At 65.0% G+C, this 24,720-nt stretch carries 16 protein-coding genes and 2 pseudogenes; 10 read left to right on the top strand and 8 right to left on the bottom strand.

From position 1 onward, the window contains the following. The first annotated feature begins 347 nt into the window (after positions 1–347). The 3 genes from J2S76_RS22845 to J2S76_RS22835 all read left to right on the top strand — a co-directional run bounded on the left by J2S76_RS22845 (position 348) and on the right by J2S76_RS22835 (position 7,381). Positions 348–869, top strand: a complete 522-nt coding sequence (locus J2S76_RS22845; RefSeq protein ID WP_307064403.1) for an MbcA/ParS/Xre antitoxin family protein — start codon at positions 348–350, stop codon at positions 867–869. Further along, a complete protein-coding gene (locus J2S76_RS22840; RefSeq protein ID WP_307064401.1) occupies positions 866–1,540 on the top strand; it encodes an RES family NAD+ phosphorylase in 675 nt (224 codons plus the stop codon). The genes J2S76_RS22845 and J2S76_RS22840 overlap by 4 nt, the downstream gene beginning before the upstream one ends. A gap of 933 nt (positions 1,541–2,473) precedes the next feature. Continuing rightward, a complete protein-coding gene (locus J2S76_RS22835) occupies positions 2,474–7,381 on the top strand; it encodes an autotransporter domain-containing protein (RefSeq protein WP_307064399.1) in 4,908 nt (1,635 codons plus the stop codon). A 778-nt stretch (positions 7,382–8,159) separates the two neighbouring features. Here the strand turns inward: J2S76_RS22835 and J2S76_RS22830 are convergent. Beyond that, positions 8,160–8,336 (bottom strand): Rossmann-fold NAD(P)-binding domain-containing protein, encoded by a 177-nt coding sequence (locus tag J2S76_RS22830; protein WP_307064397.1) that lies wholly within the window; start codon positions 8,334–8,336, stop codon positions 8,160–8,162. A 593-nt stretch (positions 8,337–8,929) separates the two neighbouring features. Between J2S76_RS22830 and J2S76_RS22825 the strand changes: the two genes are divergently transcribed. Further along, positions 8,930–13,066 carry an autotransporter outer membrane beta-barrel domain-containing protein gene (locus tag J2S76_RS22825; protein WP_307064395.1) on the top strand — a complete coding sequence of 1,379 codons (4,137 nt, stop codon included), beginning with the start codon at positions 8,930–8,932 and terminating at the stop codon, positions 13,064–13,066. Positions 13,067–13,115: 49 nt separating this feature from the next. Next, complete coding sequence (locus J2S76_RS22820) at positions 13,116–13,643, top strand: invasion associated locus B family protein (RefSeq protein WP_307064393.1); 528 nt, start codon at positions 13,116–13,118, stop codon at positions 13,641–13,643. A gap of 471 nt (positions 13,644–14,114) precedes the next feature. On the opposite strand, the gene J2S76_RS22815 is transcribed toward J2S76_RS22820, so the two are convergent. From J2S76_RS22815 to J2S76_RS22805, 3 genes are all read right to left on the bottom strand, one after another. Continuing rightward, positions 14,115–14,930 carry an oxidoreductase gene (locus J2S76_RS22815; protein ID WP_307064391.1) on the bottom strand — a complete coding sequence of 272 codons (816 nt, stop codon included), beginning with the start codon at positions 14,928–14,930 and terminating at the stop codon, positions 14,115–14,117. Positions 14,931–15,043: 113 nt separating this feature from the next. Beyond that, complete coding sequence (locus tag J2S76_RS22810; RefSeq protein ID WP_307064388.1) at positions 15,044–16,045, bottom strand: NADP-dependent oxidoreductase; 1,002 nt, start codon at positions 16,043–16,045, stop codon at positions 15,044–15,046. Between the two features lie 76 nt (positions 16,046–16,121). After that, positions 16,122–16,910 carry an SDR family NAD(P)-dependent oxidoreductase gene (locus J2S76_RS22805; protein ID WP_307064386.1) on the bottom strand — a complete coding sequence of 263 codons (789 nt, stop codon included), beginning with the start codon at positions 16,908–16,910 and terminating at the stop codon, positions 16,122–16,124. Between the two features lie 108 nt (positions 16,911–17,018). Here J2S76_RS22805 and J2S76_RS22800 point away from each other — a divergent pair, with 108 nt between their 5' ends. Continuing rightward, complete coding sequence (locus J2S76_RS22800) at positions 17,019–17,582, top strand: TetR/AcrR family transcriptional regulator (protein ID WP_307064405.1); 564 nt, start codon at positions 17,019–17,021, stop codon at positions 17,580–17,582. 575 nt (positions 17,583–18,157) lie between these two features. On the opposite strand, the pseudogene J2S76_RS22795 reads toward J2S76_RS22800, so the two are convergent. Beyond that, a pseudogene (locus tag J2S76_RS22795) lies at positions 18,158–18,340 on the bottom strand (transposase); the annotation flags it as partial. Between J2S76_RS22795 and J2S76_RS22790 the strand changes: the two are divergent. Continuing rightward, a pseudogene (locus J2S76_RS22790) lies at positions 18,302–18,640 on the top strand (hypothetical protein); the annotation flags it as partial. The pseudogenes J2S76_RS22795 and J2S76_RS22790 overlap by 39 nt on opposite strands. On the opposite strand, the gene J2S76_RS22785 reads toward J2S76_RS22790, so the two are convergent. After that, positions 18,609–19,328 carry a JmjC domain-containing protein gene (locus tag J2S76_RS22785; RefSeq protein WP_370874834.1) on the bottom strand — a complete coding sequence of 240 codons (720 nt, stop codon included), beginning with the start codon at positions 19,326–19,328 and terminating at the stop codon, positions 18,609–18,611. The pseudogene J2S76_RS22790 and the gene J2S76_RS22785 sit on opposite strands and share 32 nt — an antisense overlap. 404 nt (positions 19,329–19,732) lie before the next feature. Here J2S76_RS22785 and J2S76_RS22780 point away from each other — a divergent pair, with 404 nt between their 5' ends. The 3 genes from J2S76_RS22780 (at position 19,733) to J2S76_RS22770 (ending at position 21,369) form a co-directional block, all read left to right on the top strand. Then, entirely contained in the window at positions 19,733–20,011 is a 279-nt protein-coding gene (locus J2S76_RS22780) for a PqqD family peptide modification chaperone (RefSeq protein ID WP_307064383.1), read from the top strand. After that, positions 20,008–20,358 (top strand): lasso peptide biosynthesis B2 protein, encoded by a 351-nt coding sequence (locus J2S76_RS22775; RefSeq protein ID WP_307064381.1) that lies wholly within the window; start codon positions 20,008–20,010, stop codon positions 20,356–20,358. The genes J2S76_RS22780 and J2S76_RS22775 overlap by 4 nt, the downstream gene beginning before the upstream one ends. 105 nt (positions 20,359–20,463) lie before the next feature. Further along, positions 20,464–21,369: an HPr kinase/phosphatase C-terminal domain-containing protein gene (locus J2S76_RS22770; RefSeq protein WP_307064379.1), complete on the top strand. Its 906-nt coding sequence runs from the start codon at positions 20,464–20,466 to the stop codon at positions 21,367–21,369. An 18-nt stretch (positions 21,370–21,387) separates the two neighbouring features. Here J2S76_RS22770 and J2S76_RS22765 read toward each other — a convergent pair whose 3' ends face one another. Both J2S76_RS22765 and J2S76_RS22760 read right to left on the bottom strand, forming a co-directional pair. Further along, complete coding sequence (locus tag J2S76_RS22765) at positions 21,388–23,349, bottom strand: asparagine synthetase B family protein (protein WP_307064377.1); 1,962 nt, start codon at positions 23,347–23,349, stop codon at positions 21,388–21,390. Positions 23,350–23,397: 48 nt separating this feature from the next. Continuing rightward, entirely contained in the window at positions 23,398–23,550 is a 153-nt protein-coding gene (locus J2S76_RS22760; protein ID WP_307064375.1) for a hypothetical protein, read from the bottom strand. Between the last annotated feature and the right edge of the window lie 1,170 nt (positions 23,551–24,720).

Genomic DNA, 24,720 nt, shown 5'->3' with positions numbered 1-24,720 from the left:
GCTCGCCTTCATCGTCTCCGCTCCTCCCAGCCAAGGGATTTTGGCGCGAAAAACTCCAGCTTCAAACGGTCCAGTTTTCGGGGATCAGATCAGTTGGCTTGCCCCAAAGGTCGCTCAGTTTGACCCAAACGCACTTCTGCTTTGACCCAGTTGCTCAATAAGTATCTCTCGTTGCAGTTTGGACTGATGCCGCAAAAGGGGCCGTCGTATTTCGCGACGGCCCCTTTTTCATGAAGAGCGAGCGACCTTCCGCAGACGAGGAGGCACTCCGCCGACACTGAAAAGGGACCTTATTGCCCTTCGTTCAATTTTGGACTATGTCTTGAATTGGACAAAAGGCGATCGTGATGCCAAACCTCGAGATCGGACGGGCTGTCCCGTCGGGACCCCGGGTCCTGGATGATGGGATTTTCACTCCAGCCAAGCGGCGCGAGGTGAGTGGCCCTGGCCTGCGTACGTTCGTTGCGCTCGCCAACCTCTGGGATCTCACCGAGGAACAGCGCCTGCGCATTCTCGGCAGCCCGTCGCGTTCGACCTATTACAATTGGGTCAAGGCGGTACAGCAGCATCGCGACCTCACCCTCGATTTCGACATTCTGGTCCGCATCTCCGCAGTGCTCGGCATCTGGTCGGCCCTGCGCATCCTCCACGAGACCGAAGCCGAGGGCATCGCGTGGCTTCGAGGACCCCATCGCGCGCGGGTCTTCGGAGGCAGGGCCCCTCTCGATGTGATGGCGAGCGGAACGCAGGACGCCCTTTTGACGACCCGGCGTTTTCTCGACGCCGCCCGGGGTGGCCTCTACATGGAGCCCAATCAGGTGGACGAGAACTTCGAACCCTATCGGGATGAGGACATCGCCTGGTCGTGACCGACCGATTCTCGGATGCTCCGGAGCCATCCTATCGGATCATTCCGTCCCGCTTCCCTCCCATCTCGGTGTTCGACACCGTTGCCACTGCGTCCGATCTGGAAGCGGTCATGGATCTCGCTGGTTGGACGAGCGATCGTCTCGTCGCCGATCGGCTGGCTCGCCTGGATCGCACCGAGTGGGTCTTCGGCCAGCCCAACGCGAGCATCGTGATGGCGGCGTTCCTTCATGTCGCGCCATCCGGGATGAGGTTCAATTTGGCGGAACTCGGCGCGTGGTACGCGGCCGCCGAACTCGATACTGCCATCGTGGAGGTGGCGCACCATCTCAGACGGGAAGCCGTCGCGCGGTCGAGTTCCAGGGAAACCCGAACGTACCGCGTCTACACCTGCGTTCTGGAAGGCAGCTACCTCGATATCCGCGGCCAACTGACGGAGCGCGGTGATCTTTACGATCCGACCTCCTACGCGGCATCCCAGCCATTCGGAGAGGCCATCAGGAGCGCCGGGGGCAACGGGCTGATCTATGACAGCATCAGGAAGGCCGGCGGCACCAACGTGGTCGCCCATCGTCCACGAAACGTGACCCGGATTTCCCAGACTTTGCACCTGAGAATCACGGTGCAGGCCGGGTCAAGACGAATCGAAGTCGAGAAGCTGTCGACGGCCTGACCATTGTTGAATGACCAGCCCGCACACCATGGCTCACGGCAATGGTCGATCTTCGGACATTGCCTTCACGCGGCTTCTTAGTCGTTCGATCACGATTACCGATGTTCGTTTCGTGCCACCCAAAGGTTGAGCATTTGACGCCATAGTTTGGCTCAATGGCAGCAAAAGGTTGGCTCGGACCAGAAAATCAAGGGTTGACGACGCTTCAATGCGTTGTCAGCCCTTATTTTTCCTGAAATGCCATACGGCGAGACCAATCGCAGGGGTGAGGCCGAAGGACGTGGGCTGATCTCCCTTAGCAGCCCCTCGAGTGCCCCCTCAGAGGCGTCCGCTTTGCGCCGCCATCTCGGCCATTGATCTGTCATCGGCCGCAGTCCACACACGGACATCAGCGAGGTGGGCGCGTCCGCACCTTCGCGCCGATACCATCAAGGTAACCAAGGCCCTCAAACCGGCTCCGCCACTTTTTTGCCACAAGTGGATTCGGCAAAGTTCTCGTTTATCGACATCACGTTACCCCGAAATCTTTCACTTTCCGGCGAAGCGGAGGGCATTGACGTCTCGTTTAGAAGCTGCATCGTCGGCGCAGCCCATGCTAGATCACTCAGGTAGGTGGTACTGGGCGGTAGCACGATTCTTCTCGTTTCCGGGACGAGGGCTTCAGCGCTGTGTCGGGTGGAGCCATTCAAGCGGACGCGTCCGCCTGAATGGCCTTGAGTTTGCAAGCCGGGTTGCGTCATGAAAGGCGTTCTTATGTTGCGGAAGATTGCTGTCTCCTCCTTGCTGCGCGACTCCATATTTGACGACAAAAACGGGCTGAGCACCCGGCATCCGTCTGGCAACAAATCATCGGATCGCCAGCCTGCGTTTCGTCGGACGCTACTGAATTCATCCAGCCTCATCACCAGCCTCGCACTTGGCCTCGTCGTGGCAATGCCGGCGGATGTAGCGCGGGCGCAAAGTTCCATCCCGACGCTGGCAGGCGGCACGGGCGGCGGCGGCTCCGGCGCTCAGGCCTCGACGGGGGCCGGCACCGACGGGACGGGACTCGGTTATAATGGTGGCACGGGCGGCGGCGCCGGCAGCGTTGGCGGCACGGGCGGCGACGGGGGGGTGTCAGGCACCACCGTTCCCAACAGCGGCGGCGCTGGCGGCACCGCAGGCGGTGGCGCCGGTGGAAATGGCGCCGATTACATCGCCATTGGCGGTGGCTATGGTGGCGGTGGCGGCGGCGGTGCCCATGCCTCTACGGGGACGACTCTCCCAGGTGGAAGCAGCCAAACGGGCGGAGCCGGCGGCACGGGCGGCACGGGCGGAGATCCGACCGCTGACAACCACAATGGCGGCGGTGGCGGCGGCGGCGGCGGTGGCGGCTTCGGCGCGGTGGTGGAGGCGAACGGCGCGCTCGGCACTCTCACGATCGGCCTTACCGGCGGCGCGGGCGGGGCAGGCGGCAATACCACCGCATACGGCTACAACTATGCCGGCGCCGGCGGCACGGGCGGCGGCGGGCTTTATCTCTCGAGCACGCAGGACACCTCGCTCACCGTCTCGGGCGTCGTCACGGGCGGCGCGGGCGGCGCCGGCGGGACGACCGGGAATCAGTATGCCATCGTCAATGGCGGGGCGGGCGGAAGCGGCATCTATGCCGGCAACAGCTCTGCCATCACCACCTTGACGCTCACCGGCACGGCGCAGGCGATTGGCGGCAGCGGCGGGGTGGGCTCCAGCGCGGACTACGCCGGAGCGGCGGGCGTCGGCATCGCCGGCGAGAACCTGAGCATCATCCTCGCTGCCGGCACCACGGTGCGCGCGGGCCAGAGCAGCAAGAGTTTCTCTCCCCGCAACGCCATCCAGTTCACCGGCGGCACCAACAGCCTCGAACTGCAGGGCAATGGCGGCACGTCCGGCCAGACCTATGCGACCATCGACGGCAATGTGGTCGGCAGCGGCACCACCACGCTGAAGCTTACCGGCGCGGGCGGCACGTTCGACCTCAGCCTTCTCAACCCCGAGCAGGGCTTCAGCCAGTTCAGTGGCGTCACCGTCAACAGCACCGGCAAATGGATCGTCGGCGGCACGCCGACGGATACGGCGACCTGGACGGTGACCGGCGGCACGCTGTCCAACGGGCTTGCCGGGTCGCTGGCGGCGACCCTCGGCGGCGACACCTCCATCGGCGCCGGCGCCGGCCTTTCGGCCACTGCGGTATCCGGCGAATCGGCATTCACCATCAATGGCGACCTGTCGCTGAACGCGACCTCCGCGCTCAATATCACGCTGGGCGCGCCCAGCGTGACCGCGCTGATCACGGTCACCGGCGACCTGACGCTGAACGGCACGCTGAACATCGCGGACAGCGGGACCATCGCGCCGGGCACCTACACCCTCATCGGCTATAGCGGCAGCTATGCCGGAACCGGGCTGACGATCGGAACGACTCCCGACAACGACTACAAGTACGTGCTCTCCACTGCCACCGCGAATCTCGTCACCCTTTCGGTGAACCTTAACGGGCTCTACTGGAACGGAACCACGACATCAGGAACGGGCGTCGTGGTGGGCGGCAACGGCACATGGACGGCGGGGCCCACCACCAACTGGCTGCCCCCCGACAAGACCGCCAATGTGGCGTCGAGTGACACCATGCCGGCGCTGTTCGCCGGCACGGCCGGCACCGTGACCGTGAACACCACGGACGGTGCGGTTTCCTCCGAGGGGCTGCGGTTCGAGACCACGGGCTACACGCTAGTGGGCGCCACGGTGAGCGATACGCTGGCGCTGGCCATCACCTCGGGCATCCCGAACGTCAATGTGGTGGGTGACAGCACGGTCGCCACCATCGCCCTGCCGCTGACCGGCACGCAGGGCCTGGAGAAGACGGGGACCGGCAGGCTCATCCTGACCGGCGCCAACACCTATACCGGCAACACCAAAATCAGCGCCGGCACGCTTCAACTCGGCGACGGCACCACCACCGGCACGGTCGTGGGCAACATCACCAACAATGCGGCGCTGGCGTTCAATCCGGCCGGCTTCACCGCCGCCTTTGCCGGAGTGATTTCCGGCACCGGGACGGTGGAAAAGGCCGGCGCGGGCTGGCAGACGCTGTCGGGCAACAACACCTATTCCGGCGTGACCACGGTCAGTGCCGGCATGCTGCTGGTGTCGAGCAACACCGCGCTGGGAACAACGGCCGGCCGGACGGTGGTGTCCAGCGGCGCGACGCTCGGCCTTTACGGCACGGGTATCACGGTCGCGGAGCCCCTGACGCTGGCCGGTTTCGGCGCGAGTTTCGGCCTGGGTTCTGCGGGCGCCCTCGCCAGCTTCCGTGGCAACAGCGTCAGCGCGGGCACCAACACGGTCTCCGGCGCGATCACGCTTGCGGCGGATGCGTCGATCGTCAATTCGGGCGGTTTCGGCGACGTGCTGAACCTGACCGGCACCATTACCGGTGATGGCAAGTCGCTCTATCTGTTCAGCAGCACCGGGGCGATCAACACGGTCTCGGGCCAGATCAACACCGGATCGGGTGGAGTCGGGATCGCGTCCGGGTCCTGGGTGTTCAGCAATACAAGCGGCTATACCGGCGCAACAGTGATCGCGGCAGGCGCCGAGCTGACGCTTGCTGGCCCGATTTTCAGCGCGATTGGCGGCGATATAAATAATAATGGCACGCTGTCCCTTAATGGTCAGGATTATAACGGCGTTATTTCTGGCTCCGGCAATGTCAATGTTGGCCCTCTCGGATCACTTTATACATCCGGATTTGGAGGCAAAAATACATATACTGGCGAGACGACGATTCTAAGCGGCGTGAAGCTGACGGTAAAGCAACCCAGCGGCCTTGGATCCGCAACGCGTGGAACGACGGTGTCAAGCGGCGGCATGCTTCGATTCGACCTGCCCAGCGGCGGCGTGATAAGCGAGCCGCTAACTATAAGTGGCAACGGCCTTTACGATGATGGCGCACTGGAATTCACAGGCGGCCAGATTACCTACCAAGGCGCAATAACACTCGCTGACAATGCACGGATACGGATGAGTGATTCGACAGCTTTGGACCTCCAGGGAAATATTACGAGTTCCGGCAAGACATTGACCCTGAATGTCAACGGCGCCGATTCAACTACCAAGACGATTTCGGGTGTTGTCGCGCTCGGAAGTGGCGGCGTTACGATCGAGAGCGGCAATTGGATCTTTTCGGCGAAGAATACCTACACCGGTGTCACAACCATTAATTCTACCCAGGGAATTGCCGGCAAGCTGCTGGTCAATGGCAGCCTTGCAGGCGGCGTTACCGTGAATAGCGGCGGCACCCTCGCCGGCAGCGGCAACGTCCTGGGCACGAAAGTGAATAACGGCGGCACGATTGCCCCCGGCAATTCGCCGGGAACGCTGACCGTGGATGGCACGCTCGAGATGGAGACGGGCTCGACCTACCAGGTGGATGTCACCCCCACCGGCGAGCATGACCTGCTGATCGTCACCGGCAATGTCACCATCGCCGATGGAACCACGCTGGAGGTGATCGCAGAGCCGGGCGTCTATGCGGCGTCCTCGACCCTCACCATCCTCTCGACCTCGGGCACGATCACGGGCGGCTTCACCAACGTGATCTCCGATTACGCCTTCCTGACGCCCAGCATCGAATCCGACGGGCAGAACATCATCCTGACGCTGCTCTATAACGACGCGCTCTTCACCTCCTATGCCCGCACGCCGAACCAGTTCGCGGTCGCCGGGGCGGCTCAGACACTCGGCGCGGGCAATCCGGTGTTCGATGCCATCGTGTCGCTGCCGGCCGACGCCGTCCCGAATGCGTACAACCAGCTTTCGGGCGAGATCTATCCCTCCATCAACACCGTGATCCAGCAGCAATCCGCCTATCTGCGCGATGCGGTGGGCGCGCGGCTGCGGCAGTCGGTGACCGGACCGACGGCGACCGCCCTGTCCTATGCGGCGAAAGCCCAGGGGCCGGAAGCTGCGCAGCTCGCCGAGGGCCTGACCCCGACGCTGTGGATGCAGGGCTTTGGCGGCTGGGGCGACACCTCCGGCAACGGCAATGCCGCCTCCATCTCCAACACCATCGGCGGGGTCATCGCCGGCCTCGACGTCGCCGTGACCGACAATGTGCGGGCCGGCCTCGTCGGCGGTTTCAGCCGGTCGTCGTTCGACGTGGATGCCCGCAACTCGTCCGGCGACATGGACAATTACGACATCGGCATCTACGCGGGCGGCCAGTTCGGCGCCTTCGCGCTGCGCGGCGGCGCGTCCTATTCGTGGCACGACGTCTCGGTGAACCGCACGGTTGCCTTCCCCGGCTTTGTCGGCCTGACCGAGGGCGATTACACGGTCGGCACGACGCAGCTGTTCGGCGAAGTGGCCTACGACTTCACCGTCGGCGCGTTCGAGTTCGAACCGTTCGCGGGCCTCGCCTATTTGCATCTGTCGGGCGAAACCTTCACTGAGACCGGCACCCAGACCTCGGGCGCTGCGCTCGGTGTGAGCCTGGCGTCGCAGGATACGCTGTACAGCACGCTGGGTATTCGTGCGGCGACCTCGGTAACGGTTGGCGGCTACGCCCTGACCCCGAGCGTGACGCTCGGCTGGCAGCACGCCTTCGGCGACACGGTGTCGGCGGCCACCATGCTGTTCCAGGGCGGATCGACGCCGTTCCAGGTGACCGGGGCTCCGATCGCCGAGGACACGCTGCTGCTGGGAGCGGGCATCGCCTACGACATCTCCGACCGCGCCAGCCTGCAGGTGAACTATACCGGCCAGCTCGCCGGCGATGCCTCGCAGAACGCCCTGACCGCTCAGTTCTCGCTGAGGTTTTAAAGGGCTGGCCCACGTGTCGCGCCTTTGCGCGCCTTCGACGAGGTGGTCCTAGCGAAAGGAAGGCCGACGACGTAGGTCGTCGGCCTTCCTCGGCCATCGGGAATGCCGGCGCTTTGTTATGCAGATTTCCCCAGCGTGCCGACAGATATCCGGTTTCTGATCGCGGCACTGTGGCCGCCATCTGTAGCTTGATCTAAATACCTCGATCAAAAGGGGAGACGCTCCAGCCCGCGCCACCTGTAAATCTCGGCCGGTGCGGGTCATGCCCTGATCGCAGTGACACGGAACTTGCCGATCTATGGGTTGCACGATGTGGGGCGGGAAGGGAAAGGCAATTCCCTGAGCTTACTTCGCACCCGATCGCTAGCCGACGACGGACACTTGGCTGTCAGAGATGGGGCACTTCAGGATGCCGCGTAGGTCAACCACGACGTCCGCTTTGATTGGCCTGATACTAGAAGCTGACAGTCTGACGACGGCCCCGGAGCCGTCTGTAAGCAAAGCGCCGCGATCTCGGCCATTGATCTGGTAGCGGCGGCGGCCCAAAAGCGGACATCAGCGAGGTGGGCGCGTCGGCAGCTTTGCGCCAAGAAGCTGAAGTAGGCGGGTCGTCCACATACGGACATTGGCCCGAATAACAGCGCCCTTCCTGCCACGGTTGGACGTCACCCCCGTTCCAACCGGCCTTCCTGCATACATCATCACATTCTGGCTTCGCTTCCAGTCCTGATCTTCCGCGATATGACCAGCACGAAGCAAGAGCAAGGCTGCAGCTCCCTCAACTTGGCGGGCCGAATTGCTGGCGCAACGCCTTGTCGAACAGCCGCGCAGGCATAATGCGGCTCAGCAGGCCGACCTGTTCCGCGACCTTACCAACGGGGTAGCGGAGCCTGTGGCGGGGCGCCGTCGTCGCCCGAAGCATCGCCTCCGCCACATCTGCGGGTGTGACCGCCATCACACGCCGTCTTCTTGGTGTCGGGCTCGACCGCGCTCTGGCAGTTCAATACATGCCTTTTTTAGCCAAAATTGGGAAACGCGACGTTGCGCGCATTGCGCAAATGCGAGATCGGCTCGCGCGGCAAATGTGCAACAGTTTTGTGCTTAGCGCGCTCATGGGACGTTATCGGCGCGCTATGCGCAGCATCAGACTATCGCGGTATCAGGGTCATCGCGCATAGTACGGCGGGGACTCGCGAAGTTGGCGAGGGCTGAGCTTCGGGCAGGGTGGCATGCAGGACGAGAACGCTGGGGGTGTTTGCGCGCGAGCGTCGGTGCGGCCGGCGTTTGGCCGACCCGCTTCGTCGGGACCGCTTGCGGCAGCAGCCTGTTGATCGTGCAACAGCAAAGGCGTCAGCCAGGGGTGGCCGCCGGCCGCCCCTCGGGCAAGCTCTGCCTGTCAGCCAAAACAAATCGGGAAATCGTGCGGGGCGCGCGCCGTCCGGCTGAGCTTCAGATCCTGGATGTGCGTCCGGCGGCATTTCCGCCAGACGCGCCTCCCGGCTCGGCTCGCTTTCGGTGTGCGGTTACGGACCATGTGGGAATGTGCAGATGAAGCGTTTCGAGACTGTCGGTAGCCGTGCGGCCTCCAGCGTCGCGACCATAGCCGGCAAAGGCCCCGGCGGGGCGCGGCGCGCGTTTCGGCGCGGCCTGCTGCTGTCATCGGCGTTGATCTCGGCGCTGAGCCTCGCCTCGCCCGCGAGCCATGCCGAGCCGCTCCCTGCCAACCCCTACTGGAACGGCGCGGTCGACCAGCCGGGCGGCGCTGAAGTCGTCGGCGGGGCGGGCACGTGGAATGCCGCCAACACCAACTGGACGGACGCCGCCGGGGCCACCGCCGGGACGTGGGACGGCTCATTGGCGATCTTCGCGGGCACGGGCGGCGCGGTGAGCGTGGCCGGCGCGCCGGGCGTGATTTCCGTCACCGGCATGCAGTTCGACGTCGACGGCTACGCGCTTTCCGGCGACAGCATCACGCTGGCGGCGATTTCGGGCCAGACGGGCATCTCCGTCGCCACCGACGCCAGCGCCACCATCGGCTCGGCACTTCTCGGCACCACCGGCCTTGAGAAGACTGGCGACGGCACGCTGGTCCTGTCGGGCAACAACACGTATTCCGGCGGCACCACGGCCAGCGCCGGCACGCTGGAGTTCACCGGCAACAACACGCTGGGCGGAGACATGGTGGCGTCCAACGGGTCGCTCATCTTCTCCGGCGGCACCTCCACAGCCCAAGCCCCCATTATCGGAAGCGATGCCGGCACGTCGGGCTCCCTGACGGTGACCGGGGAGAGCACGAGCCTCGCTCTCAGCTCTGAGCAAGGGGTGTTGGTCGGCAATTACGGCACCGGCACCATGACCATTTCCGATGGCGCGACCGTGACGGCGTTCGCGGCCTCGCTCGGACACAGAAGCGGATCGGACGGCACGGCCACGGTGACGGGCGCGGGATCGAACCTGACCCTCCAGGAAGGTCTCGTCGTGGGCCGTGAGGGCGCGGGCACGCTGACCATATCCGACGGCGGCGCGGCGAGCGCCGTCTTCGTCGCGGTCGGCTCAAGAGACGGCTCGTCGGGCTCGCTCACGGTGACGGGGGGGGACTCGGCCGTCACCAGCTCGGGCGGGGTGACCGTCGGCGGATCCGGCGTGGGCGCGATGACCATTTCCCATGGCGGCTCGGTGACCGGCACGTACGGCACGATCGGGCAGTATGCGACGGTTATGTCCACGGCAACGGTGACCGGCGCCGGCTCCAGCTGGACCAATAGCGGCTCTCTGAGGGTCGGCGATGATCGGAATGCCAAGGGCACGCTCATTGTCGCCGCCGGCGGCAAGGTGTCGAGCGCATCGGCCGCTCTCGGTATCAGCCAAGGAGCGCAGGGTATCGTCACGGTGACGGGTGCCGGTTCCACGCTGGACCTGGCGGGCGGCTCCTTCACTGTCGGGGTCGCGGGCGAGGGCATCGTCACGGTCGCCGATGGGGGCACGGTGCTGAGCGGCTATGTCACAATGGCCCTTTCCTACTACGGCACGGGCGCCATCACGGTGACGGGCGCCGGCTCGCTGTGGGATGCTGGCACCAACTCGGTCTCCATGGGCTCTTACGGCACCGATGCGAGCATCACCGTCGAGGACGGCGGCACCATGGCGGCCAGCTCTTTCTACCAGGACTACTCGCCGGGGACCCGACTGATCACCCTCGACGGCGGCACGCTGCGGGCTACGGCCACCGAGGAGGACTTCCTCTTCGGCTTCGATGCCGGTGATGTCACGCTCGCGGCGGGCGGCGGCACGATTGATTCCAACGGGTTCGACATCGGCGCCGACAGCGTGCTCGGCGGCGCCGGCGGGCTGACCAAGGCCGGCACCGGCACGCTGACGCTGACCGGCGCCAACACCTATACCGGTGGCACCGTCATTTCCGGCGGCACGCTGCAGATCGGCAATGGCCGCGCGGCGGGGTCGATCCTCGGGGATGTGACCAATAATGGCGTGCTGGCGTTCAAGCGCAGCGACGCATTCACCATGGCGGGGGCGATCTCCGGCAGCGGCGCGGTGGTGCAGGCGGGCAGCGGCACGCTGTACCTGACCGGCGCCAACACCTATTCCGGCGGCACCTCCATCACCGCCGGCACGCTGCGGGTCGACGCGGCCAGCGCACTGGGCAGCGGCGGGCTGACGGTCGGCGAGGCCGGCACGTTCCGCGCCAGCGGCACGTTTGACTTTGGCGGGGCGGTGGTGCTGGACGGCACCGCCTCCACGGCGGGCACGTTCGAGGTGGACCCGGCGCAGGCGCTGACCCTCTCCGGCGTGATCTCCGGCGCCAGCGGCTTGACCAAGACCGGCGACGGCCTGCTGATCCTGACCGCGACCAACACCTTCACCGGCGTGACCACCATCACCACCGGCACGCTGCAGATCGGCAATGGCGGCGCCACCGGTTCCCTCGCCGGCGACGTAGTGAACAATGCCAACCTGGTGTTCAACCGCTCCGGCACCTACGCCTTCACCGACGCGGTCACCGGCAACGGCACGGTGAGCTTCACCGGCGGCGGCACGGTGCTGTTCTCGGGGCCGTATAGCGGCGCGGTGACGGCGGACGATACGCTCGTCCAGCTGGCGTCTGGGTCGAGCAACACTTCGCACTTCACCCTCAATGAGGGCGGCGTGCTCGGCGGCACGGCGAGCATTGGCGGCCTCACGGTGAACAGCGGCGGCACGGTGGCGCCGGGCTACTCGCCCGGCACGCTCACCGTGAACGGCCCGGTGGCCTTCAATGCCGGCTCGACCTACGCGGTGGACATCACGGCGGACGGCGCGCACGACCTGATCACCGCCACCGGAGCGGTGACGCTGTCCTCGGATGCGGGCGTCGAGGTGGTGGCGACCTCGGGGCAGTATTCCTCGATGGGCACGATCACCATCCTTTCCACATCAAGCACGCTGACCGGCACCTTCGGCCCCGCGACCTCGAACTTCGCCTTCCTGACCCCGGAACTGACCTATGACGCGCAGAACGTGTTCCTGACGCTGGTCAGCAACGGCAAGGACTTTGTCGACTATGCGCGCACGTCGAACGAGGCGAAGGTGGCCGTCGCGGCGCAGGCGCTGGGCTCCGGGAACACCCTGTTCGAGGCGATCTTCTCCCTGCCGGAAGGGGCGGTGACGCCGGTGTTCAACCAGCTCTCGGGCGAGGCCTACGCCTCGGCCCAGACGGTGATCCAGCAGCAGTCGATTTATCTGCGTGACACGGTCGGCAGCCGGCTGCGCCAGTCGCTCACCGCGCCGTCCGCCGGGGCGCTGTCCTATGCCGCCAAGGCGGCAGGGCCGGCGACAGCCGCGCTCGGCCAGGGCTTCACCCCCACTCTGTGGGCGGAAGGCTTCGGCGGCTGGGGCGAGGTCTCGGGCAATGCCAATGCCGCCTCGGTCAACACCACGGTCGGCGGCGTGTTCGGCGGCGTCGATGTCGCCGTGCTCGACAATGTGCGGGTCGGCCTCGTCGGCGGCTACAGCCGGACCTCGTTCGACATTGATGGCCGCTCCTCGCAGGGCACGATGGATAATTACGACATCGGCCTCTATGCCGGCGCGCAGTTCGACGCGCTCGCGCTGCGCGGCGGCGCCTCCTACACCTGGCACGACATCTCGGTGTCGCGCTCGGTGGTGTTCCCGGGCTATTACGGTTCCCAGGACGGCGACTACACGCTGGGCACCACCCAGCTGTTCGGCGAGATCGGCTACGACCTGTCGGTCGGGGCCTATGCCTTCGAGCCCTTTGTCGGCCTCGCCTATGTCCACATCTCCGGCGACAGCTTCACCGAGAGCGGCACTCTCGCCTCGGCGCTGGCGGTGGACGGGGCCTCGCAGGGCACGTTCTACTCCACGCTGGGCGTGCGGGCGGCGACCAGCTTCACCGTGGCGGGCCGCACCCTGACCACGAGCGCGACGCTGGGCTGGCAGCATGCCTTCGGCGACACCAACTCGTCGGCCGACATGCTGTTCGCCAATGGCGGCGCCACCTCCTTCACCATCCAGGGCGTGCCGATTGCCGAGGATGTGGCGCTGGTCGGGCTCGGGCTGGGCTACCAATTGTCCGACGGTGCGGCGCTACAGTTCAACTATTCCGGCCAGCTGGCCGACCAGGCCAACCAGAACACCTTCAGCGCGCAGTTCTCTCTCAAGTTCTGAGAGAACGGCGCCGGCCCTCCGATCCGCTTTCTCGTGACCGAGCTGCAAGATGACGCATCGTTTCCTCATGCTGGCGGGCTTGCTGGCCGGCCTCAGCCTTGCCGGCACGGCGTCGGCGCAGCAGCCGACAGCACCGGCGACCGCGCGGCCCGGCCTCACCACCGCCACCTATGAGGACTGGGTGGTGCGCTGCGTGGCAGGTGACGCTGGGCGGACGTGCGAGGTGGTGCAGAACATCCAGGCGCAGGGCAAGGGGTTGATCGCCAGCGTCGCGGTCGGTCGTGCCGATGCCAAGGCGCCGCTGCGGCTGGTGGTGCAACTGCCCGCCGGGGTCTGGCTGCCGGCCGGGGTGAAGGTGCAGGTCAGCGAAAAGGCCAAGCCGCTGCAGCTGGTCTTCACCCGCTGCCCGCAGGGGTGCTTCGCTGAAGCCGAGCTGGATGCCGCCTCGGTGCAGGCGCTGAAGGCCGCTGCCGGTGCCGGCAGCTTCTCCTTCGAGGACGGCGCCCGCCGCCCGGTGACACTGCCGCTCTCCTTCAAAGGCTTCGCCCCCGCCCTCGACGCCAGCCTCAAGCCGTAGGTCGGCAGCGCCCGGGGTCATTAAATGGCGTGTTCCATCGCATCATCGGGCAGATGCGCTCTCGGCCGAAACGCAGAAGTATTGCTCCCCCTGACGCGGAGACCGGCAGGGTCATCGAAGAGGCAATTCAGCCTCGACATTCATCGGCGACATGGCAGCTTCTCGTTTGAAGTACCCCAATAGCGGACGGTCTGCCACCGGCCCCGGAGCCGTCCGTCAGCAAAGCGCCGCCATCCCGGTCGTTGGCCGGAGCGGCGGAAAATCCCAAAAGCGGACATTGGTTAGAAAAGGCAGATAGTTACCTTTGCGCCAGAAGCTAAAGCGTCAAATACCAGCAACCGTCCTTCCAAGGTCGAACGTCACCCCGTTCTAACCGGAGTTCCTGCATACGTCAGCACATTCTAGCTTCGCGCCCGGTTCTGGTCACCTTCAGTATTACCAGCACACAGCAGGCGCGAAGCTTTAACTGCCTCAACTGGGCAGGCCAAATTGCTGGCGCAGCGCCTTATCGAACAGCCGTGCGGGCATGAGGTGGCGCAGCAGGCTCACCTGCTTCGCCACCTTACCGACGGGGTAGCGCAGCCTGTGGCGGGGCGCCGTCGCCGCCCGTAGCACGGCCTCCGCCACCTCTTCGGGCGTAACCGCCGTCGGCAGCGACTTCTGGATGAAGTCATGCACCCAGGCGCGGCCACCATCATACTCCGCCATCTTAGTGTCGGGCTCCAGCGCGCTCTGGTCGAAACGGCCCGTCACCGTGCCGGGCTCGATCAAGGAGACGCGGACATTGAAGGCGCGGACCTCATGATCGAGCGACTCGGAATAACCCTCAACGGCGAACTTGCTTCCGGCGTAATGGGCCGAGTACGGCGCGGGGATGAACCCGAGCGCGCTACTGAGATTGATGATGCGGCCCTGCCCGCGTGTCCGCATCGACGGCAACACCGCGTTGATGACCCGGACAACGCCGAACAGATTGACGTCGTAAAGGCGCTGAACCTGCGCGACCGAGGATTCCTCGGCGCCCCCGAACATGCCGACGCCGGCATTGTTGACGAGAACATCGATGCGCCCGGTGCGTGCAAGCACTTCCGACACCAGGGCGGCGACGGAGGCCTCATCCGTCACATCGCAGGTCAGCATCGTGATCGGGCTCGGGGCGGTTTCGCCCGGCTTGCGGCTGGTGCCGAAGACGGTGAAGCCGGCCCGCGCCAGGGCCTCGGCGCTCGCCCGGCCGATGCCGGACGACGCACCGGTCACAAGTGCGGTTTTCGGAGAGTGTGAGGACATAGCTGCTGATCCGGTTTGCGGACGAGGGAACGGGGCCGCCATCGCGGCCCAACTAGTCACCGCCGGCCGGCGTCGAAGGGCCGGCCATGCGTCAGGGGAAGGCGAAACCGCCGTCACTTCAGCTTGACGACGACCTTGCCTTTGGACCGTCCGGTGTCGAGATAGGCCAAGGCGTCATTGGTCGCGCCGAACGGGAAGACCCGGTCCATGACCGGGCGAATGGCCCCGGCCTCGATCAGCGCCGTGATCTGGCTCAACTGCCTGCCATCCGCCCGCATGAACAGGAAGGAATAGGCGAGGCCCCGGCCTTTCGCCTTCCGGCGAATGCCGAAGCTCAGAAGGCGCATGAGCTGCCGCAGCCCCCAGTTCAGCCCCTTCTGCCGGGCGAAATCGGGGTCCGGCGGGCCGGAGATGGAAATCAGCTTCCCGCCGGGCTTCAGTACGCTCAGGGACTTCTGGAGCGTGGCGTCGCCGAGGCTGTTCAGGACGACATCGTAACCCGACAGGAGCGTCTCGAAGTCCTGCGTCTTGTAGTCGATGACGACATCGGCGCCGAGGCTTCGGACCAGATCGACATTGGCGGTGCTGGTTGTCGTCGCGACCGTCGCGCCGAGATGCTTGGCCAGTTGAATGGCGAATGTCCCGACGCCGCCCGAGCCCGCATGGATAAGGATCTTCTGCCCCTTGCGCAGACCGGCGCGGTCGACGAGGGCCTGCCAGGCGGTGAGCCCGACCAGAGGAACCGCGGCCGCCTCCTCCATGGTCAGGTTCCTTGGCTTCAGCGCGAGATCGTCCGCATGGACGGCAATCCGCTCCGCGAGGGTTCCGATCCGGCCGTCGCGCGGGCGGGCATAGACCTCGTCCCCCGCCTTGAAGCGGCCGACCTTCGCGCCCACCCGCACTACCCGTCCCGCCATGTCATGCCCCAGAATGAAAGGCGGGCGATAGGGAAGGAGGGGCTTGAAGGCGCCGTCGCGGATCTTGGAATCCAGAGGGTTCAGGCCGGCGGCATGAATGTCCACCAGGACATCCTCATCCGCCAATTCCGGCTCCGGCCTATCGCCAAAGCGCAGGGCGCCGCCCTTCTTGTATTTGTCGAGGATGAAGGCCTTCATGAGGGTCAGCTCTCTGGGGTGCGGCCGAGTCCGCCTCTGGTGGGCGGGCCGTGGCTGGGCTCGGTTGGGCGAAGGCTCAGTCCGCCGTGCGGTAACGCGCCGCGGCGTGTTCCTGGCGGGTGTTCGGCAGCATGGCCTGACGCGCGGCCTGATAGGCGTTCCACTGCTCCACATCGGGCAGCGGCGGGATCGTGACCGCCTCGCGGCGGTCGAAGCCGACCAGCGCCGCGTCGACGAGCTCTTCGACGTCCATCACCCCGGCCATGGTGTCGACGTCCGCGCCGACGTGCCCCCAGATCTCGGTGCGCGTGGCGGCGGGAAGCACCGCCTGGACATAGACGCCCTTCGGGCCGAGCTCGAGGCTGAGCCCCTGCGACAGGAACAGTGCGAAAGCCTTGGTGGCCCCATAGACTGTCATGCCGAATTCCGGTGCGATCCCGACCACCGAGCCGATATTGACGATCGCGCCGGCGCCGGCCTGTGCCAGACGCGGGGCGATGGCACTGGCGAGCCGCAGCACGGCGGTGGTGTTGAGGGCGAGCAGCTGCGCGACATCCTCGGTGCTCTGTACGATGAAACTGCCGCCAATGGCGGTACCGGCATTGTTGATGAGGATGCCGATGCGGGCGTCGTCGCGCAGGCGGGCCTCAACGGCCGCGAGGTCGGCGGGCTGTGTCAGGTCTGCCGTTACGATGTCGATCGCCACGCCGGTCTCTTCGCGCAGGCGAGCCGCCAGCGCTTCCATGCGCGCCGTGTTGCGGGCGACCAGCACCAGGTCATGCCCGCGGCGAGCGAAACGCTCGGCATAAGCCGCGCCGATGCCGGTGGAGGCGCCGGTGACGAGAACGGAGGGATGGGCGGCCATGGGTTGCTCTCTTTTCAACGTGGATGCACAAACATGATGATCATCATGATTGAATCTAAATATGATAGGCATCATATAACTGTCAATGACGCGCCGGAGGAATTTGCAATGAAGGTCAGCCGCGAGCAGATGGCGGAGAACCGCCGCCGCATCCTCGACGTCGCCAGCTCGCTGTTTCGCGACCGGGGCTTCGACGCCGTCAGCGTGGCCGAGGTGATGAAGGCCGCCGGGCTCACCCACGGCGGTTTCTATGGGCATTTCAGTTCAAAGGACGATCTGGTCGCGCAGACGCTGGCCCATGTCCTCGCGGCGGATGTCGGCGGGAAAACCGATATCCGCGCCTATCTCGAGGCCTATCTGTCGCCGCGCCATCGCGACAACCCAGCTGCGGGTTGCCCCACGGCGGGACTTGCCGCCGCCATACGCCACCAGACCCCGGCGGCACGCGCGGCGATGACGGAAGGGCTTCGCTCGCAGATCGCCCGTATCGAGGCAGCACTCCCAGCGGCGGATCCGGCCGACAGGCGGTGCACCGCGATCGGCAGCTGGTCGGCGATGGTGGGCGCCGTCATCCTCGCCCGCGCCATTGATGACCCCGCTCTGTCGGACGAGATCCTGGAGCAAACACGCGCCTGGATCGAGGCGGGGATCGCGGACGGGTCAGCCCTGTAACTCCGAGGCCCACGAACGGAACCTGAATCGCACCCCCAGCTAGCGGCATGCCACCTATCCGCGCATATACATTTGGATGATGCGGAACATTGGATCCGTTTGGACCATAACTTTGGGTCCGAATGGCCATTCGTGGCTTGTTCTGGAATAAAACTTTGGGTCGGAGATCAAGAGCGAGGTGGCTGTCGTTGTCGTGCCACCCAAAGGTTGAGCATTTGACGCCATAGTTTGGCTCAATGGCAGCCAAAGGTTGGCGCGGACCAGAAAATCAAGGGCTGACGACGCTTCAATGCGTTGTCAGCCCTTATTTTTCCTGAAATGCCAGACGGCGAGACCGATCGCATGGGCGAGGCCGAAGGACGTCGGCTGATCTCCCTTAGCAGCCCCTCAAGTGCCCCCTCAGAGACGTCCGCTTTGCGCCGTCTTGTCGGCCATTGATCGCGCAACGGCCGCGGCCCGAAAGCCGACATGAGCGAGGCGTTGCACTCAGGCACATATGCGCCGATACCGTTGAAAAAGTCGGTGTTGGAGTGTGGCGACATTGGCACCCGCGTCGGACGCGCAATCTCTCCTTCTCAGGCTGCTATGGCCCGCGGTCCGTTCGGGAGAAGCTTAGCGAGCTTCCTGAGGTTCTGCGCTGCGGCGGCGAGGTAGAACTCGTCACGAGCGCCGTTCGGACCGCGTGGTCGCAGTCGGTCGAGCCTCAAGATGCGCTTGAGGTGGGCGAACAGCATCTCCACCTTCTTCCGCTGCCGGCGTGGGCTGCGTTTTCGGATGATGATCGCTGCCGCCGGCTACTTGAGATGATGGTCTGGCCCGCCGAGACACGGGTCGCCGGGCGCTGCACAGGGCTTCACCAATGCTCCGACCAGGATTGCCGACAGCAATTTACGGTGACGACACGGACGCCGCTGCACGCAACCAAGCTGCCGTTGCGCACTTGGCTAGCTGGCCCTGTGATTCATCCTGCAATCCGACAAAGGGGTCTCCTCGATCCGGCTGGCCGAAATCATCGGGGGGACCAGCCTACCGCCCATCGTCCGCCTTTTTGCCTGCGCCCAGCAGGCCGGCACGCACCGGCCGCTGTTTCTGGGCAAGCCAGGCGCGGGTCAGGGCAGTAACATCCATTTCCTGGACCAGTCGGATCAACGCCTCCTTCAACCGGGCATCCTGCTGCTGAAAGTCGGTTTCCCCGTCGCCCACATACAGCCGCGATGCCAATTCCGGATCGGTCGCCTCCCACTGCTGCTGCACCGTCTTCAGCAGGTCAGCGCCGCAGGGACGCGTAATCAGTGCCCCCAGATGCAGGGATGGCTCCAGGGGAACACATTGATGATAAAGGCCGGCCGGCAAGAACAGCATGTCGCCTGCCTGCATCACGAACTCATCCGTGACCGTGTCAGGCACGGACATTGTACGCTTGCGCCAGGGCCCCTCAACCGGGGTTCCCAATATTTTCCAGCGCTTGCGCCCCGCGACCTGCACAATGATGAGGTCTCGGTCATCATAATGGGGGGGCAGGCCGCACACCGTGCCAAAGGAGCCGATCGCATCGATGCTGACCACGGCCCCCAGGGCCTGCTCCAACTTGACGGCCTCTTCCCAGAAATAGCCCGATGAACTGTCCAAACCGTTGAAGATGGCGGTAATGCCCTGGGTCAGCAAAGGCCGCAGGGCCTTCCGGTCCAACTGCCCTTTCCCGTCGATCAGGCCGAACCGGTTGGGCTCAATGGGCCGTCCACTCATGAAAAAACGGAAAAGCTCGGGACGGGTATATTCCCGGTTCAGGAAATCCTCCAGCCACCCCCATGATATAAGGCCAGCGCTTTCAGGAAATACGGCCGGCATATGACAAAGTTGACGTTTGGAAAATCGTTCACTCCATTCAGATACAGATAGTATCGAAAATATTTTCTCCGAAAAACTGGTCATCATATTTATCCTTTATCAGCTTCCCATATTTGTAATCCGTTTCCTATTATTCCTTCAAGAATGTATTTCCCTGAAAATCGTCGCATACGTCCCCAGCTCCTCGTCCAGCATCCGCATTGGAGCGGGTTGGTTCGTTTATCCCACGGCTTTATCCGATAACAATAGGTGGCAGCCCAGTCAGCGGACGGGGTGGCAAGGATGGCTGAAGGTGCTTGGAGATGGTGACAATCGACACCGTGCTGGTTCGGGCCGATCATTGTCTGGTCAGTGAGATCGACAATGAGCTGGTGATGATGGATGTGCAGAGCGGTCATTATTTCACACTGGATGCGATCGGCAACGATATCTGGAGGCGGCTTGAACAGCCGGTACGGGTGGGTGATCTCTGCGTGATCCTGGAACAGGCCTATGCCTCCCCGCTGGATGTGATCACAGCGGATGTGCTGCGTCTTCTGGACAGCATGACCGGCGAGGGGCTGGTGAAAGTCGCTGCGTGAACAGGGCCGGTCCCCTCCGCCGGCTGCGCAGCCGGTTGTTCCGGCTGGAAGCGGTGCCGGCGCTGTGCATTGCCTGGTTGCTGGTGCTCCGCCTGCCTTTTCGCCTGCTGGCCCGCCTGTTCGGCGGGATCGCGGATCCCGGTTCGGCGCTGGCCAGATCCGATCTGCAGCCGGCCCCGGTCCTGGCACGGGCGCAGGCTGTCGGAGGGACCGTCGATGCCATGTCCATCCGCCTGCCCTGGCACAGCACCTGTCTGGTCCGCTGCGTGGCGGGGCGGATGTGCTGGCACGCCGGGGGATCGCCGGGCATATCCTGTTCGGCGGCGATCTGCATAATGGAAACCTGACGGCCCATGCCGGGCTGGGGACGGGTGGGGAACCTGTCATTGGCGGGGCGGAAGCCACCGGTTTCACCCCCATGCTTGTCTCTATGCCCCGCCAAGGACCCTTTGATGCATCATTACCGGATCAGCGGCTGGACCCTGGCAACAGAAATCCCGCTGCCGCATCTTTTTCCCTGCTCTGCGCCGGCGGTCGGGGCGGTGGCAGACATCACCTTGCGCCAGGGTCCGGTGCCGCCGCCACCGGTGCCGCTGCGGCTGGACCGGGACGGAATCCAGGTGGGTGCTGATGGCCGTACCGTGATCGACATCCCGGATTGCGTGCGCATCGGGCTGACAGGCGGACGCGACATCATTGTCGATCCAGCACCGGGTGTGCTCTGGCCCGAGATCCAGACCTGGCTGCTGGGCCCTGGCCTGGGGGTGATCTGCCATCAGCGCGGGGTGCTCCCCCTGCATGCCTGTGCCATCCGGACCGGCAATGGCGGGCTGGCCATTGTCGGCAATAGCGGGGCTGGCAAGTCCACCATGGCCACGGCCCTGGTCCAGCGGGGGCACAGGCTGCTGGGAGATGATGTGCTGGTCGTCGATCCGGACACGGGTCTGGCACAGCCCTGCTTTCCCGTGGTCAAACTGTGGGATAGCAGCCGCAGCGCCCTGGACATCGGCCAGGAGGGACAGCAGCCCGTGGGCCGCAAGGCCGGAAAGTGGCATGTGCCGATGCTGGCTGCCTTTGATCCCGTCCCCCGGCCGCTATCCACCATCGTGCATCTGCGGCCCGACCCGGCGGCCCGGCGGCCCGTCCTGACCCGCTGGCCCCGGCCCCATGCGGCGGCGGTGCTGGACGCCATGACCTACCGGGCGTATCTGGCCGACGCCCTGCATGGACGCGGGCATGTCCTGTCGGCGGCAACGCGGCTGGCGGCGCACGTACCCGTCTGGGAACTGGTGCGCACGGCCGATTTTGCCGACCTGGGCGAGATGCTAGACATGCTGGAAGGGCTGGTGGGGGCCTGAGGGAACCGAAAACACAGCTCAGCCGTTGCCACCTTCCACCATACGGATGAAGCGCCCCACGGACAGGCCGCGCAGCAGGGCCAGACGATAGGCCATGTCGCCGTCCGGGCTTGTAAACCGCTCTGCCGGTATCTGCTCGGGTGGGGTCGCCGGGTCGGGCAGATCGGCCACCAGCCGGCACAGCCGGTCAAGATCGAGAACGCGCGACGCCATGGGGGACGATCGAAGCCGCGCCAGCTCCATCGCCATCGCGTCACGGCTGGCGACCACCTTTTCGTACCAGTCCGCCGCCTGTACGCCCCGGATCCGGCGGTTCAGCATGGTATCGGGCAGCAAACCCGCCATGGCATCGCGGAACAGCGAGGCGCGCCGACCATTCCGGATGAAAAAACCCTCCGGAATCGTCAGGCAGAAATCCAGCAGCCGACGGTCGGCGGTCGGATCACGGATATCGACGCCATGTTCGGCCAGGCTGGCATGGTGGTAAACGCCCGGGTCGGCAAGACGTATCATGAACAGGCGCGCCGTCCGGCTGTCGCTGAACCTGGGGGGGAAAGAGCCCCGGGCGGCCGCCAGACTGTCCATATCCATCGAAGCCGCGAAGGCCGGGGACAGGGCCGTATGGGCGAAAACACCAGGCCTGTTCCGGTGCCGCAGCCGGCGAACCCAATCCGGCAGATAGGGGCCAAGGGCCGCGGAGGCCACCATGCGCCACCCGGCGCCTTCCCGCATCAGACCCCGCGCCAGGATGGCCAACTGCCACCAGCGGCCCTGCCGGAACAGCCGGGCAAGATGAATCTGGCCCTCGAAACTGGCCGTCAGATTGCCCATGGCACCGATCAGCAGCACCTTGATGCCGCTGCGGGCCGCCGTCTCTTCGATGACCCGCGCCCAGCCCAGGTTGCAGATATTGAGTAACGGTGTCTCCAGATAGGGCAATGTCCGTTCCAGGTCCCGCAGCGGGCCGTCCGGACCCGCGTGGATGATGCGATGCTCGACATTGCTGAAACGGCGGGCCACCTCGCCGGCGACCCCGGATTCATCGATCACACGGGCAGAGGGGTAAGGGCCGGTGAAACCGTCACGCGGGGCTCCCGTGAAGGCTGTCAGTCCTTTTGCCTGGGCAGACAGTTCCCGGGCTGCCAGGGCCGTGACGGAGGCGCTGTCATACCCGGCGCTCAGATGGCTGCCGATGCCGCCGCCGGGCCGCACGCGCAGACAGGCGCGCACCGCCTGGGTATAAAGCCGGCCGAACTCCTCCACATGCTCCCGGTAATCCCCCGACCGGGCCGGTTCCTTGAACTGGCCCGGCCAATATTGCACCAGCCGCCGCCGCTCCCCCTGAACCAGCAGATAATGGCCCGGCGGTACCCGTGACAGGTCACGGTAAAGGGTCTGTGTTCCTTCCTGCGGGAGCAGGGCCACATAGGCCCCCAGTTCGGTTACCTCCAGGGCATTGGAAAACTCGCCCAGGGCGAACAGCCCCTTCGGCATGGACGCAAAGGCGAACAGGCCGGGCCGGTGGGCGAAGAACAGCGGCCGGCCACCATAATGATCCCGGGCCAGCAGCAGACGCTGTTCCTGGTCATCCCACAGGGCAAAGGCGAAATCGCCGGTCAGCCGGCCCACACAGTCCGGTCCCCAGCGGCGGTAGGCGGCCAGGATCAGGGCTGCATCGGAACAGCGCTCCCCCTCCGCGGCCGCCCAGCCGAAGTCAGGCGCCAGTTCAGCGGCATTGTCGATGCGGGCATCCGCCGCCACACAGATACGCCGATCCCCATCCCACAGGGGCTGGCGGTCAATCATATCCGTATCGGTGATGTGGGATTGCCGGCAGGTCAGGGCCAGACCGGCTGCGGAGATGTCACTGATTCCGGCCCGGGCCGGGCCATAGGCGGCAAGGGCCGCCCCCATACGCGTGACAAGCTCGGCTGTATGAACAACACCATCATGCTGCCACAGACCGGCAATGGCCGTCATGGGCGCAGCCTCTCCGCTTTGCAGACGGGATGAGGAACACCCACCGGATCAGGACGTAGCACCCAGGCCCCAGTTGCCATCAGGAGAAGGATTGCCGGAAAAGGCTACGAGTGTCTCGGTGTTGATATCCAGACGCCGCAATTCCGGGGCCTTCCATTCGGCCTTGGACTGTTGATCCGGCTGGGTATTGGTGTTGTCCATGATAGTCCTGACGGAAGTTTAGAAGCTTGATGACCGCATACCCAAGGCTGCGGCCGACTGAAAAATTTCTCGCATCATGACAAGTTTACCATGATACAGTCAAGATCATTCGTGGCTGGCGGCCGCAGGTTGGCCTTGGCTTTCCCCTGCCGCCCAAGTGAAATGATCATGGGTGGCCCCTGGCCGGGCCAGGGTGAAGCCCAGCCGGCGGTAAAGGGCGGCGGCCCCGTCATTGCCGCGCTGGACATGCAGCGACAGGGGCTTGCCCTCCCCTTGCGCCTGGTCCGGGCAGGGCCCGCAGGATACCGGTTCCGATCCCCCGCCCCTGAAAAGCCGGCAACAGCGCAATATCGATCCGATGCAGCGATGGCCCTGTCAGGTCGATATAAAGCCTGCCCGCCGGTTCCCGCCGCTGCTCCAGCAGCAGGAACCAGGCCTTGGGGTAGCGGCTGGTATAATCCAGACGCCGCGCTTCAAACGGCGTGCGGCAGAAATCCCGCCGCATCGCCTCCGGCCAGTTGAGGATATCCAGTTCCCTGTCCGCCCCACCCGGTACAGATGGCGCAGAAAAGGCAGATCCGTGGTCCGGGCCGGACGCACATGCACCCCCGGGACGACAGGGGCAGCCCCACAAGGCTGCCTTTCGGGAAACCCAGCACAACGGCATGGGTGCCTCCGTAGTTCAGGTCGGGATAGTCCCTGTCCCAGGCGATGCAGGCATTGAGGACAAGATAGGGCTGGCGGTTCTCATGCGCTGCCCCAGTGCCATGGGCAGAACCCAGGGCCAGGGGACTGAAGGTGGTGGTGGCGTCGCTGATCGGGCCGGAGAAGAACTGATTGGGGGCAGCCGGTCCCAGTGCGGCACCGGCCGCGGCCACGCCCGTGGTAGAGGCCACAGCGGGAAATTGCAGGTTATGGTTATGGGGGGGGGGGGGGGCAGATAGCTGGTGCTGTTGAGCGACACCGTATCCGCCCCTTGAGCCTCGTTCAGGGTCGAGTTGTGAGAGCCACCAGTAGCAGCAACTGAAGCGCTACCCGTTTCTAGGCCACCCGGAGCTGGAAAATTCCGATCGCGTGATCCGCCCCCATTCTTTGGACCGCCGGAGGCTAGAGTTTCCGGCCTGTTGATCCGCCCCCATTCTTTGGACCGCCGGAGGCTAGAGTTTCCGG

The sequence above is a fragment of the Ancylobacter vacuolatus genome (assembly GCF_030813595.1).
In the GTDB taxonomy this organism is placed as follows: Bacteria; Pseudomonadota; Alphaproteobacteria; order Rhizobiales; family Xanthobacteraceae; genus Ancylobacter; species Ancylobacter vacuolatus.
The sequence above is the reverse complement of the archived record's forward strand: the minus strand, read 5'-3'. Positions and strand labels throughout refer to the sequence as shown.

Coding starts and splice junctions, on each gene's coding strand:
- J2S76_RS22805 (WP_307064386.1), bottom strand. CDS start 16,910: ATGGCCGCCCATCCCTCCGTTCTCGTCACCGGCGCCTCCACCGGCATC.
- J2S76_RS22765 (WP_307064377.1), bottom strand. CDS start 23,349: ATGACGGCCATTGCCGGTCTGTGGCAGCATGATGGTGTTGTTCATACA.
- J2S76_RS22800 (WP_307064405.1), top strand. CDS start 17,019: ATGAAGGTCAGCCGCGAGCAGATGGCGGAGAACCGCCGCCGCATCCTC.
- J2S76_RS22820 (WP_307064393.1), top strand. CDS start 13,116: ATGACGCATCGTTTCCTCATGCTGGCGGGCTTGCTGGCCGGCCTCAGC.
- J2S76_RS22835 (WP_307064399.1), top strand. CDS start 2,474: ATGCCGGCGGATGTAGCGCGGGCGCAAAGTTCCATCCCGACGCTGGCA.
- J2S76_RS22810 (WP_307064388.1), bottom strand. CDS start 16,045: ATGAAGGCCTTCATCCTCGACAAATACAAGAAGGGCGGCGCCCTGCGC.
- J2S76_RS22815 (WP_307064391.1), bottom strand. CDS start 14,930: ATGTCCTCACACTCTCCGAAAACCGCACTTGTGACCGGTGCGTCGTCC.
- J2S76_RS22780 (WP_307064383.1), top strand. CDS start 19,733: ATGGTGACAATCGACACCGTGCTGGTTCGGGCCGATCATTGTCTGGTC.
- J2S76_RS22825 (WP_307064395.1), top strand. CDS start 8,930: ATGAAGCGTTTCGAGACTGTCGGTAGCCGTGCGGCCTCCAGCGTCGCG.
- J2S76_RS22845 (WP_307064403.1), top strand. CDS start 348: ATGCCAAACCTCGAGATCGGACGGGCTGTCCCGTCGGGACCCCGGGTC.
- J2S76_RS22760 (WP_307064375.1), bottom strand. CDS start 23,550: ATGGACAACACCAATACCCAGCCGGATCAACAGTCCAAGGCCGAATGG.
- J2S76_RS22770 (WP_307064379.1), top strand. CDS start 20,464: ATGCATCATTACCGGATCAGCGGCTGGACCCTGGCAACAGAAATCCCG.
- J2S76_RS22830 (WP_307064397.1), bottom strand. CDS start 8,336: ATGGCGGTCACACCCGCAGATGTGGCGGAGGCGATGCTTCGGGCGACG.
- J2S76_RS22785 (WP_370874834.1), bottom strand. CDS start 19,328: ATGAGTGGACGGCCCATTGAGCCCAACCGGTTCGGCCTGATCGACGGG.